Here is an 11,730-nt window from a genome sequence, read left to right as displayed (position 1 = left end):
ACAACATTGTAAATTGCACAAAAGGTTAATAAACCTGTTGAGTCACAAAACTGAAACAACTACTATAACAATGAATTTAAAAAAGACCAATTCGACCATGAAGCATTTTAGTCTTGCATTGGCCTTCATGACAGGCTTGCTGTCACTATCATGCCAGCAACCAAGAGAGAGTTCGGCAACTACGGATGCCCAATTTGATTACCTGTATGAAAATCTCCCCTTTGAGATGAACAAAGTGGCTTATCCTGTTTTTCCGAAAAATGAAGTAATGATTTCTGATTTTGGCGGTAAGGGGGATGGCACCACCAACAACACCAAAGCTTTTGCCGAAGCATTTGAAGCCTTGTCCCAAAAAGGAGGCGGAAAACTGATCGTTCCTGCAGGCGTATGGTACACCGGCCCAATCGTATTTAAGAGCAACATCAATCTGTATCTCGACAAAAGCGCCATCATCCTGTTCAGTAGCAACTTTGACGACTACCCGCTAGTAACCACTGTATTTGAAGGATTGGACACCAAACGATGCCAGTCGCCCATTTCGGGCACCAACCTCGAAAACATTGCCATCACCGGGCAGGGAACCATCGACGGATCGGGACATGCCTGGCGTCCTCTAAAACGCGGCAAGGTTACGGAATCGCACTGGAATAAAGTATTGGCTTCGGGCGGAGTATTAAAAAGAGACGACTACTGGTTTCCCTCCGAAAAATCACTTTTAGGAGACAAACAAGCCGATATGAACGTGCCCCGAAACATGAACACCGACGAAGATTGGTTAAGTGTGAAAGATTTTCTGAGACCGGTAATGGTGAGCTTCATTGAATGTAAGAACCTACTACTGGAAGGAGTTCTGTTCCAAAACTCTCCCAGCTGGAATCTTCATCCCCTGATGTGCGAAAATGTCATCATCAACAACGTTCAGGTTCGCAATCCATCGTACGCCCAAAACGGTGACGGACTGGATTTAGAATCTTGCAAAAACGCATTAATCATCAACAGCACCTTCGACGTGGGCGACGACGGCATTTGCATCAAATCGGGAAAAGACGCCGATGGACGCCGCAGAGCACGTCCAACCGAAAACGTGATTGTTGATAACTGTACGGTATTCAAAGGCCATGGTGGATTTGTCGTTGGAAGTGAAATGTCGGGGGGCGCACGCAACATTGTTGTCCGCAATTGTCAGTTTCTGGGAACAGACGTGGGTCTACGATTCAAAAGCCGACGCGGACGCGGTGGTGTGGTCGAAAACATCTACGTCTCCAACGTGACAATGGTGGATATTGTGACCGACTCGTTCCTGTTTGATCTTTATTACGGCGGAAAATCGGCATCTGAAGTATTGGCCGATGGTGATGAAACACCAATAGAAACCTCTATCCCCGAAGTCAATGAAGAAACACCGGCTTTTCGTAACATCTACTTCAAAAACGTAACATCGCGCAATGCCCGCCGCGCCATGTTCTTCAACGGCCTGCCAGAGATGAATATATCGAACATCAACATCGAAGACGTGACCGTTACGGCTCAATACGGTGCTGAATTTTCCGAATCGACCGACATTCACTTGAAAAACGTGAGCATTCATCCGAAATCAGGAGCGCCATTAGTCCTCAAAAACGTTAAAAATTTCGACGTCAACAACTTCACCTACACCACAAATGAAGCCAAAGCCATTCAAATTGAAGGCCAACGCACCAGCAATGTCAAACTTTCTTCAGAAATCAAAAAAGAACAAGTGACCATTTCACCACAAGTCAACACCGACATGGTGACATGGTAACGAACAGGCATCAACAAAGGGCATCCAACGGAAGCGTGAAATGTCCTTTGGCCTACTTTACTTTTATGACACATAAATAGATTGTATCTTTGAAACACAAGAACGATTTAAAACAACCGCTCATGAACAAGTTCACATTCATCACCGCTGTAATGCTCATGCTATCAGGCATCGCGATATCGCAAAACAAGACGGACATCAGCCTGCTTTGGAAAGACTCGCTCAAGCAAGTACCATCCGTGGGATCGGTCGATGGCAATTTATACAAAATGCTTATGCATCACGGCCCGGCCATTGAGAACGAATGGGTGGGCTATCGCCTATATTTCGATTTCAAAACTGCCATCGATGTTTACAACAAACAGAAACCCCAGCTCGAATTGGGCAAAGCCTTATGGTATCCTACCCCCGAACAACAGAAAAAAGGGTGGGGCTCAGATCAGTACAAAGTAGGTCAAACCGTTGGATTGGGAGGTATCCGCTTATGGGACGGCGAAAAAGTGGTATTCCTCAACCCGGTATCCAGGCGTTCGGCTCGCGTGGTTAAAGAAGGCACTATATCTTACATGGAGATGCTTTCGGAAGGAATTCCCTACCAGAATCGCAAAGTGGACATCCTGGTGCGCGTGACCGTTTATTCGGGCATTCGCGAAGCCAAAGTGGAGGCCTTTGCCCTCACCGATGAGCCGGTCATGTTCATGACAGGCATCAACCACCATAAGGGCATGCAAACCTGGCAGGCCGAAAACACCATCGCAACCTGGGGTATTCACCCCGAAGACGTGGCCGCCTTTCCAATGAACATTGGCTCAGCCATCCGGTTCAATCCGAATGATTACACCAAAATAGAAAAAGGCGACAAGGAATACCAACTCATTTCAAAACCTGGCAAATACATCTCATTGTGGATCACGTCGGCATGTGAAAATGAGAAAAAAATGACCACTGCCGATGCATTCATCCAGTACGTCAACCAGTGGGGTGCCACTAAATAGAAGCCGCTGATGCCCATCATAAAAAGAGCCGAGCTTTGGATCAATTAATCCAAGGCTCGGCTCTTTTATCATAGTATGTCACGCGACTAATTTTGACAATCGAAAACTGATATAAAACTCTAACATAGAAGCCACCATCACGGGCAACATCCAATAAGGTTTATTCAAATATCCGGCCACCACAGCCACCAACAAAAGCATGGCACTATAAACCATAACGGTACGAATACGAGCGTGATCCTTGGGAGCACGCCACCTGATAAACAACCGGAGAACAAAAAAAGGAATTGCTCCGGCGGCCATCACATACAACCCACCGCCGATGGCACCAATTTGCATCAACACGCCTGCAAGCACCAACCCCATGGCCATATACGATACGAGCGAAACCACACGCTCACGGCCTTCATCTTTACTCTTCATTGACGACAAATATGACTTCATTTTTACGTTTCATCAAATACTCCTCACGGGCAAACTTTTCGAGATTCTCAGAATTACTGCGAAGCTCCTCGTACTTGCGATTATTTTGGTCGATTTCGTCCTGATAGTGTTTTTTTTGCTGTTCCAGAAAGCGTATCTGACGGCTCATCCTGAAACGCTCCCAAAGGTTACTTTGGTCAAACACTCCGATCCAAATCAGAAAAACCAAAGCCGTGACAAAATATTTATTGCGAAACAAGGGTTTAACGACAGGCCAAATTCTTTTCCACATAAGCATTGATTTGAATGCAAAAGTAATTTTTTAAAAGTCAAAAACCCGCATCCCCCGATGAATAGTTGACACACTTAAGGCCATAAAAAAAGGGCACGCTGCTAAGTGCCCTTTTTTAAACCATAAATAAGCAGACCTTGCTGCCAATACTGTTAAAATGCTGTTTTTGCTGTACTAACCAAACCAATTGGGCTGCTATTCCAAACGGCTCGTATGTTCATTTAATAATTTCAGGTAGTGTAAAAGTATTTTCAGACTATTAAAATGAGATTAAATTGGTGTTATAAAGCAATTAAAACTAATTTAACTCACTCGCAACAACCACAAACACAGGAAAAAATAATCAAACTTTCTCGCATTCGGGTGAAAGATGTATTTTTAGAGGCATTTTACACGACCCAAACGTCATCGCTAATGCAATGCACAATTTACACACAAACGCTCATTAAGAAGAGATGTCAAATAATTGAATCATAAAACGAGCTATATCTAACGTATACACACACAGAATCTTGCTCATTGGAGAGTTCAATGTGACCATTGAAAAACAAATTATAAACACATGAAAATACTACTGGTTGAAGACGAACCCAAACTCTTAGCCTTTTTAAAAGAAGGATTTGAAGTGGAAGGATTTGAGGTCGATTTTGCCTACGATGGCCAAATTGGGGAGATGAAAATCAATCGCAACCAGTATGACATTATCATTCTCGACATCATTGTCCCGTACCTCAATGGGCTGGAACTGTGCGCACGCATTCGCGAAAAGGACGCCAACGTGCCCGTCATCATGCTCACCGCCATGTCATCAACCGATGATAAACTGGCCGGCTTTGATGCCGGCGCCGACGACTATCTATCCAAACCATTCGAATTCAGGGAATTACTCGCCAGAGTCAATGTACTCATCAAACGGACATCAGGGATGGTGCGCCGCACCAATAATCTTAAAGTGGCCGACCTGGAACTCGATTTAGATAAAAAAGTGGCCATCCGAGCCGGCAAAACCATTGAACTCACCTCTAAAGAATACCAATTGCTCGAATACCTGATGCGTAACAAAGGCAAGGTTCTTTCGCGCGTTGACATTGCTGAAAAAGTATGGGAGGTTGACTTCGATACCAACACCAATGTCATTGATGTATACATCACCATCCTTCGCAAGAAAATTGACCGCGACTTTGAGCCAAAACTCATCCACACAAAAATAGGACTGGGTTACTACCTCGATAATTGATGCCATGCAACTACGCCGCAAACTCACCCTTTTGTATCTGACACTTTTCGTGTCCATTTTGCTCATCTCTTCTACAGCCATTTACTTTTGGTTTGCCGAATATCGCAAGACAGAATTCTATGACCGAATGTATAAAAAAGCCATGTCCATCACCGAACTGCTTATCGACGTAGAAGAGGTGGATAACGATCTGCTCAAAAAAATTGACGATACCCGCCCGGCATCACTACCCGAAGAAAAGATTGTAATTTACAACCATCGGAACGAAAAAATATATAGCAACCCAGTTGATGATTTAGTAATTTCACACGATGTATTTAAAAAAATTCGACTCGAGCGTCGTGTCGAATACATCGAGGCTGACTACGAAGTTTTGGGGTTTTATTACACCGGAAAATACGACCGGGTGGTCGTGGCCATTGCCGCTAAAGATGTTTATGGGTTCAGCAAACTCTACCGATTGCGCGTTATTCTTATCGCGGTATCACTTATCACGGTGATACTTGTATTTTTCTCGGGTCAATACTTCATTGGCAAAGCGCTCGACCCCATTTCGTCCCTCATCGAACAGATTGACAAAATCACCATCAACAACCTCAACGAACGACTTAGTGAGGGCAATGGAAAAGATGAACTGGCACATCTGGCACGCACCTTTAATAAGGTAATGAAGCGTCTGGACACCTCCATCCAAATGCAACGAATTTTCATAGCCAATGCTTCACATGAATTGAGAACCCCACTCACAGTCATCACCGGACAGCTGGAGGTTGCACTCATGAAAGAGCGCGCACCCGAGGCTTACAAAGCAGTGATACAGTCGGTCGCCGATGACATTATTGCCGTTAACCAAATGGCCAATCGACTGCTACTGATTGCACAGGCCACCTCCAACTTTGCCAGCATTGAAATGTCGAAAATCCGCATCGATGACGTGATTTGGGAAGGAGCTCGCGAAATCAAACGATTCCACGCCAATTACCAAATCAACCTCACATTGGCCGAGACCATTGATGACGACACCCAATTATTGATACGTGGAAATCTGCAACTATTGAAAGCCGCCGTTACTAACTTACTCGAAAACGGCTGCAAATACGCAGACAACCATCGGGTTGACGCCCACATCCGCCATGAAAATAAAAAGGCGGTGATTGAATTTAAAAACAACGGTAAAGGGATTCAGCCCCAAGAACTTACTTATGTTTTTGAACCATTCTACAGGGGTAAAAATGCCCAAGGACAAAGGGGACAGGGCATCGGATTATCTTTAGTTAAAAACATCATCGAATTACACAAGGGAAACATAGAGGTGACTTCCGAACCTGGAACATCAACCTGCTTCACCATTTTTTTACCTTGCGAATGTGAAGCTTGATGGTTATTTCATTTTTTAATATTACTTTAATCTAACATTTAATGCATCTTAATTACCTTGCTATAGCATCACAACCTGATTAAACCCGTGCCGATGAACCGATTCATCTCTACCCTCCTCATCATTACAATTATTGCACTCACAGGAACATGCATCCACTTTTATCTCTCTAGTAAAAAGATGCAACTTGAGATTGCTGACAACATTATTGAAACGCAAAACGCCGAAGCTGAAGCCCTGCAACTTCATAAAAAAATTGGCTTTCTGCGCACCGACATCTTGGTGATACAATCAGAAAAAGAACAGCTGACCATGGTTAATGAAGAACTGAATCAACAACTCAGACACTTCAAAGCTAAACTAACAGAAGCCAACCAATGGAAAATATCACGTGAAGAACATGAAAAACAACTTGATGAACTCACCCAAAAACTCATCGAAAACGGTGAAACATCACAAGAAACAGAAAATCGGCTTCGATTCGAAAACGCGGAACTCCTGGCTCAAAACCATCAACTAATTGAACAATCCCATCAATTGCAAAACCAACTTAGCGATTACAAACTTCGTAACATCTACAACATCCGCGTTGAAGCCGTCAGGGGCAGCGACATGCAACCAGTTACCCGTGCATCTGCCACACAAAGCCTGATCATGCAGTTTGACATTTCAAACAGCCCCGATGAAACACTGAAATTTATCATCGTGACCCCGACTGGTCAACACATCACAAGTCAAGAAAACCCGAACTTCAAAGTCAATAAAACATCAACCCTTCACGATCGAACATCTATTGAAATGAGCTACCAAGATGACCGATTTGAGAAGGGGATTTACGGCATATGGATCTATCGCGACACCTTGCTCACCGCACAGGCTCAAGTAAAACTGAGATAATCACTTACGAGAATTAACAACCGTATATCCAACCAAACGCTCGTAATAATCGTTAGCAGCCTTGTAGTAAACAAAGATTTGGTAATCATTTTCTGCTTCCACAAACGCCCCCTCAATAGGCGCAAGCAATCCCGTGGTTTTCCGGTAAGGGACTAAAGCATATTGATAATTATAAAATCCCTGTTTGAGTAACAGGGTTTGCTCATAAGCCATCTTTTCGGCTTGATACTCCATCCTCGTAGCCTGCGAAAACGCATTTTGCCCCAAAGCACCCAGCAGATAAACATGACCATCTAAGTAAGGCTGCGCCATGGGTAATGAAAAATGGACAAACAAATAATCGGCCTCAATGGCTGCATCGTCATATTCACGTACCGAAACCACATATTGTCCATTTGCATCCTCACGAAAAAAGAAAGGTGTCCCTGAACGTAACACATCGGGCTGCAATTCCACATGATAATACGGCGCAGAATATACCACCCTTGCCACATGCTCCGACAAAAAACGGGTGCTGCGGATATCTAACCAACGATACTGCTGCCCGGCTTCGAACAACAACGGCCTCGGATGATCATAAACCAACTCGCCCGCTCTGATGAAATCAGGCTTTTGAAGCACCACCAAATTATCCGTGCGCCCATTTTGAACCACCACCAACCGAACTTCATGCAATGGATTATTGATGCTCAGGCGTGGATGGAGCACTCGAACATCCACCTGTTGATGCGTCTTCCGTAACTGTGGATCCACTGGATATTTCACAGCAGCATCGATATTCACCAACGACTCAACCACACTAAAACGCTTCACAACCACAGGATGAAGGTCATCAAATTCTTCATAAACCTTCACAATATAATTGCCCGACAACATGAGCCGAACATCGTCATTGGGAAAAACAGCCTGATAATGCACATACGGAACGGTGGTATTGAGCGAAAATCGATAATCCTCCAATGGCTGATGCACAAAGCCTTGCAGATACTCATTAGGATGTAAATTCGAAACCTCCCACGACGAATTGCAATGCACCAGCGTGTAATGATAAGTTTTAGCATTGTCACCCAATTCATCAAAAGCCAGCATCAATTGATCATCACTGCCCAAAAGAATAACCGGAAAGGAGAGCTCCCACCCTTTTTTAAATAGTTGTACCGTTTTAATTGAAGACACAGCAACCGATTCCTCAACAAACTGTGAGGTGCCGGTACAAACACACCCAAAAAACAACATCCACACAGATAACCAACGTCGTATCATCAACAAGAAAGGGATAAAGATGAAAAACAAAGAATAGAGACAACAAAATAAGCAAAAAAACACCCCCTCTGTAAACAAGGGATGAAATTCACACGAATTAACGAAAAATGTCTTTAAATAGCGGGGATTTATGAGGTCAGCAAATCTAAATTTATGTATTTTTGCCGCAAAATATTTAAACCGGGTTTTAAAGATGTCAGAGGTAATTAACATTAAAAAGGGCCTAGATATTCGCTTGCAGGGTAAAGCCGAGAATATTATTGGCCATGCCGAATTACCGGAACTCTTTGCCATAAAGCCTACCGATTTTCATGGGGTAACACCCAAGTTGATGGTGAGGGAAGGAGATCAGGTAAAAGCGGGTTCGGTGTTGTTTTTCGACAAGTACCGCCCAGAAATCAAATTTGTTTCGCCTGTCAGTGGAACCGTGTCGGCCATCATTCGTGGCGAGAGACGCAAAGTACTTGAAGTAGTGGTGAAACGCGACGATGCCAACGCATTCGTTGAATTTCCAACGGCCGATCCCGGTTCGCTGTCGCGACAAGAGGTAATCGGTCGTTTGCTTGAAGCCGGTGCATGGCCATTGATTCGCCAGCGCCCTTATGATGTGATTGCCAACGCCAATGACAATCCAAAAGCCATTTTCATCTCTGCCTTCGAGAGCGCTCCGCTGGCTCCCGATTGCGACTTTGTCGTCAACGGTCAGGAAAAATACCTGCAAGCCGGTATCGAAGTGATGAAAAAACTTTGCAACAACGTTCACGTGGGCATCAATGCCGACGCGGCCTCAAAACCGTATCTGGCGCTCAAAGGGGTTCAAATGCACAAGTTTGACGGGCCACACCCCGCCGGTAACGTGGGCGTACAAATCAGTAAAATCAGCCCCATCAACAAAGGCGAAACTGTTTGGGTTACCCAACCGCAAGACCTGATCATCATGGGACGCTTGTTTCTCGACGGGGTATACGATTCAACCAAAAACATCCTGCTGGCCGGCTCTGAGGTGGTAAAACCCGCCTATTACAGAACACGCATTGGGGCATGCATCACTCCTCTGGTCGCAAGCAATGTGAAGGAAGGTACCATCCGCTACATCAGCGGAAACGTCCTCACCGGCAAACAAATTACCGCTGACGGTTACCTGGGTTACTACCACAACCAAATTACCGTGATTCCCGAAGGCGACTACTTCGAATTCATGGGTTGGGCAGCCCCAGGACTTGGAAAATACAGCGTTTCACGCTCTTTCTTCTCGTGGTTGTGCTCAAAAACCAACTATCGCATGGATGCCAACCTGCACGGTGGTCACCGCGCCATCGTGGTGTCGGGTCAATACGATAAGGTTTTGCCCATGGACATTCTGCCCGAATACCTCATCAAAGCCATCATGGCCGAGGACATCGACAAAATGGAACAATTGGGTATTTACGAAGTGGTGGAAGAAGACCTCGCCCTTTGCGAATTTGTTTGCACCTCTAAAATCAACATTCAGGAGATTGTCCGCAACGGCATCAACCTGATGATGAAAGAGATGAACTAATCAGAGTTCGGCAATTGTAATTGATTACTAAAATATTGACACATTGAAAGCGTTAAGAAAACTATTGGATAACATCAAACCCCACGTGCAAAAAGGTGGGAAATATGAGATGTTTCATTCGACGTTTGATGCCTTTGAAACGCTGTTGTTCGTTCCTAACCACACCACAAAAAATGGTGCCCATGTGCGCGATGCCATGGACTTGAAACGAACCATGGCCGTAGTGGTTTTGGCACTGATGCCGGCCTTTTTCTTTGGCATGTACAACGTGGGATATCAGCACTTTTTGTCGCTCGGACAAGCAGCTTCTGCCACTTTTGGCGAGATGATGCTCGAAGGGTTAATTAAAGTATTGCCCATCGTCATTGTATCGTACATGACCGGCTTGGGTATTGAATTCATTTTTGCTCAAATCCGCAAACACGAAGTCAACGAAGGCTTCCTGGTTTCGGGTTTCCTCATCCCGTTGGTATTACCCGTTGACATCCCGTTGTGGATGGTAGTGGTGGCCACAACATTTGCCGTAATCATTGGCAAAGAGGTGTTTGGCGGAACCGGCATGAACATTTGGAATCCGGCCTTGGTGGCTCGTGCATTCCTGTTCTTTGCTTATCCGTCTAAAATGTCGGGCGACACGATCTGGATTTCTGGGTTAACCGAAAAAGCGGTTGATGGCTTCTCGGGCGCAACGCCTCTGGCAGCTGCTGCATCTGGTAACATCAGCCAATTTTCAATGCTCGACAGCTTCCTCGGTTTTATTCCCGGTTCTATAGGCGAAACATCTACACTGGCCATCCTCATCGGTGCATTCATTTTGATTTACACAGGAATCGGCAGTTGGAAAATCATGTTCTCTACTTTTGCCGGAGGATTTCTAATGGCTTGGGTGTTTAACATGGTTGGCGCCAATGCCTCGATGCAGGTTCCCGCGTTGCACCATCTATGCCTTGGCGGTTTCGCCTTTGGCGCCGTGTTTATGGCTACTGACCCCGTTTCAGGTGCCCGCACCGAAACCGGTAAGTGGATTTACGGCTTCCTCATTGGCGTATTCTCAATTCTCATCCGCGTGTTTAACCCTGCTTACCCCGAAGGGGTGATGTTGGCCATTCTGCTGATGAACACCTTTGCGCCACTTATCGACCACTTTGTGGTTCAGAGCAACATTAACCGCCGACTCAAAAGGGCTACCGTAAAAGCTTAAACGAAGACGATCATGGATAAACAAGGAAATAGCTATACATTCATCTACGCGACCGTGATGGTGGTTGTGGTAGCTGCTTTGCTGGCGTTCGTGTCGCAGGTTTTAAAACCCACGCAGAACAAAAACGAAGAAGTGGCCAAGAAAATCGAAATCCTGCGCTCGGTGAACATCGAAAGCACAGCCAAAGACGCCGAAGCCAAATATGAGCAATACATTGGCGCCAACGCGTACATATTGAACTACGAAGGACAGAAACAAGAAGGCAACGCCTTTGCGGTAGATCTGTCCAAGGAACTTAAAAAAGAAGCGTCACAACGCGCCTACCCCATTTACGAGTGTACGCTCGACGGGGGTGTGAAAAAATTCATCATCCCGGTTCGCGGCAAGGGTCTTTGGGGGCCAATCTGGGGCTTTGTGGCATTGAACGACGACAAAGCAACCATCTTTGGAGCCACATTTGGTCACAAAGGCGAAACACCCGGTTTGGGAGCTGAAATTGACAAGGAGAAATTCCAGGCGCCATTCCGCGGTAAATCAATCTTCAACAAAGACAACGCACTGGTTTCTATTCAGGTGATTAAAACCGGAGCAAGTGTGAATCCCGACCACGAAGTGGATGCCATCTCAGGTGGAACCATCACCAGCAAAGGGGTTGAAAGCATGTTGAAAGACTGTTTTGCCGGTTACGAAAAGTTCTTGAAAAACTAAAAAACTGATAACA

The 11,730-nt window shown here is 45.2% G+C and carries 12 protein-coding genes; 8 read left to right on the top strand and 4 right to left on the bottom strand.

What is annotated here, in order from left to right:
• The first annotated feature begins 70 nt into the window (after window positions 1-70).
• Window positions 71-1,783, top strand: a complete 1,713-nt coding sequence (locus LX69_RS00710) for a glycoside hydrolase family 28 protein (protein ID WP_245934902.1) — start codon at window positions 71-73, stop codon at window positions 1,781-1,783.
• A 122-nt stretch (window positions 1,784-1,905) separates the two neighbouring features.
• Window positions 1,906-2,778, top strand: a complete 873-nt coding sequence (locus tag LX69_RS00705; protein WP_221621231.1) for a DUF4861 family protein — start codon at window positions 1,906-1,908, stop codon at window positions 2,776-2,778.
• Between the two features lie 78 nt (window positions 2,779-2,856).
• On the opposite strand, the gene LX69_RS00700 is transcribed toward LX69_RS00705, so the two are convergent.
• The 3 genes from LX69_RS00700 to LX69_RS18315 form a co-directional block, all read right to left on the bottom strand.
• Entirely contained in the window at window positions 2,857-3,201 is a 345-nt protein-coding gene (locus tag LX69_RS00700; RefSeq protein ID WP_111443875.1) for a hypothetical protein, read from the bottom strand.
• Window positions 3,191-3,493, bottom strand: a complete 303-nt coding sequence (locus LX69_RS00695) for an FtsB family cell division protein (RefSeq protein WP_111443982.1) — start codon at window positions 3,491-3,493, stop codon at window positions 3,191-3,193. The genes LX69_RS00700 and LX69_RS00695 overlap by 11 nt, the downstream gene beginning before the upstream one ends.
• 303 nt (window positions 3,494-3,796) lie before the next feature.
• Entirely contained in the window at window positions 3,797-3,865 is a 69-nt protein-coding gene (locus LX69_RS18315) for a hypothetical protein (RefSeq protein WP_111443981.1), read from the bottom strand.
• Window positions 3,866-4,055: 190 nt separating this feature from the next.
• On the opposite strand from LX69_RS18315, the gene LX69_RS00685 reads away from it, so the two are divergent.
• The 3 genes from LX69_RS00685 to LX69_RS00675 all read left to right on the top strand — a co-directional run bounded on the left by LX69_RS00685 (window position 4,056) and on the right by LX69_RS00675 (window position 7,005).
• Window positions 4,056-4,730 (top strand): response regulator transcription factor, encoded by a 675-nt coding sequence (locus tag LX69_RS00685; protein ID WP_111443874.1) that lies wholly within the window; start codon window positions 4,056-4,058, stop codon window positions 4,728-4,730.
• Window positions 4,731-4,734: 4 nt separating this feature from the next.
• Entirely contained in the window at window positions 4,735-6,108 is a 1,374-nt protein-coding gene (locus LX69_RS00680; protein ID WP_111443873.1) for a sensor histidine kinase, read from the top strand.
• A 93-nt stretch (window positions 6,109-6,201) separates the two neighbouring features.
• Complete coding sequence (locus LX69_RS00675) at window positions 6,202-7,005, top strand: hypothetical protein (protein WP_146260588.1); 804 nt, start codon at window positions 6,202-6,204, stop codon at window positions 7,003-7,005.
• Here LX69_RS00675 and LX69_RS00670 read toward each other — a convergent pair whose 3' ends face one another.
• Complete coding sequence (locus tag LX69_RS00670) at window positions 7,006-8,268, bottom strand: type IX secretion system plug protein (protein WP_170124174.1); 1,263 nt, start codon at window positions 8,266-8,268, stop codon at window positions 7,006-7,008.
• A 193-nt stretch (window positions 8,269-8,461) separates the two neighbouring features.
• Between LX69_RS00670 and LX69_RS00665 the strand changes: the two genes are divergently transcribed.
• From LX69_RS00665 to nqrC, 3 genes are read left to right on the top strand one after another with little or no spacing between them, the layout of a single operon-like run.
• A complete protein-coding gene (locus LX69_RS00665; protein WP_111443871.1) occupies window positions 8,462-9,808 on the top strand; it encodes a Na(+)-translocating NADH-quinone reductase subunit A in 1,347 nt (448 codons plus the stop codon).
• A gap of 43 nt (window positions 9,809-9,851) precedes the next feature.
• A complete protein-coding gene (locus LX69_RS00660; protein WP_111443870.1) occupies window positions 9,852-11,009 on the top strand; it encodes an NADH:ubiquinone reductase (Na(+)-transporting) subunit B in 1,158 nt (385 codons plus the stop codon).
• Window positions 11,010-11,021: 12 nt separating this feature from the next.
• Window positions 11,022-11,717: an NADH:ubiquinone reductase (Na(+)-transporting) subunit C gene (nqrC, locus tag LX69_RS00655; protein ID WP_111443869.1), complete on the top strand. Its 696-nt coding sequence runs from the start codon at window positions 11,022-11,024 to the stop codon at window positions 11,715-11,717.
• Window positions 11,718-11,730: the final 13 nt, after the last annotated feature.

This window comes from Breznakibacter xylanolyticus, assembly GCF_003254275.1.
Taxonomy (GTDB): domain Bacteria; phylum Bacteroidota; class Bacteroidia; order Bacteroidales; family Marinilabiliaceae; genus Breznakibacter; species Breznakibacter xylanolyticus.
The sequence above is the reverse complement of the archived record's forward strand: the minus strand, read 5'-3'. Positions and strand labels throughout refer to the sequence as shown.

What these genes read in the sequence shown, in the direction of transcription:
- LX69_RS00665 (WP_111443871.1), top strand. Translation starts at nt 8,462, where the DNA reads ATGTCAGAGGTAATTAACATTAAAAAGGGCCTAGATATTCGCTTGCAG.
- LX69_RS00670 (WP_170124174.1), bottom strand. Translation starts at nt 8,268, where the DNA reads ATGATACGACGTTGGTTATCTGTGTGGATGTTGTTTTTTGGGTGTGTT.
- LX69_RS00685 (WP_111443874.1), top strand. Translation starts at nt 4,056, where the DNA reads ATGAAAATACTACTGGTTGAAGACGAACCCAAACTCTTAGCCTTTTTA.
- LX69_RS00680 (WP_111443873.1), top strand. Translation starts at nt 4,735, where the DNA reads ATGCAACTACGCCGCAAACTCACCCTTTTGTATCTGACACTTTTCGTG.
- nqrC (WP_111443869.1), top strand. Translation starts at nt 11,022, where the DNA reads ATGGATAAACAAGGAAATAGCTATACATTCATCTACGCGACCGTGATG.
- LX69_RS00695 (WP_111443982.1), bottom strand. Translation starts at nt 3,493, where the DNA reads ATGTGGAAAAGAATTTGGCCTGTCGTTAAACCCTTGTTTCGCAATAAA.
- LX69_RS00700 (WP_111443875.1), bottom strand. Translation starts at nt 3,201, where the DNA reads ATGAAGAGTAAAGATGAAGGCCGTGAGCGTGTGGTTTCGCTCGTATCG.
- LX69_RS00710 (WP_245934902.1), top strand. Translation starts at nt 71, where the DNA reads ATGAATTTAAAAAAGACCAATTCGACCATGAAGCATTTTAGTCTTGCA.
- LX69_RS00705 (WP_221621231.1), top strand. Translation starts at nt 1,906, where the DNA reads ATGAACAAGTTCACATTCATCACCGCTGTAATGCTCATGCTATCAGGC.
- LX69_RS00675 (WP_146260588.1), top strand. Translation starts at nt 6,202, where the DNA reads ATGAACCGATTCATCTCTACCCTCCTCATCATTACAATTATTGCACTC.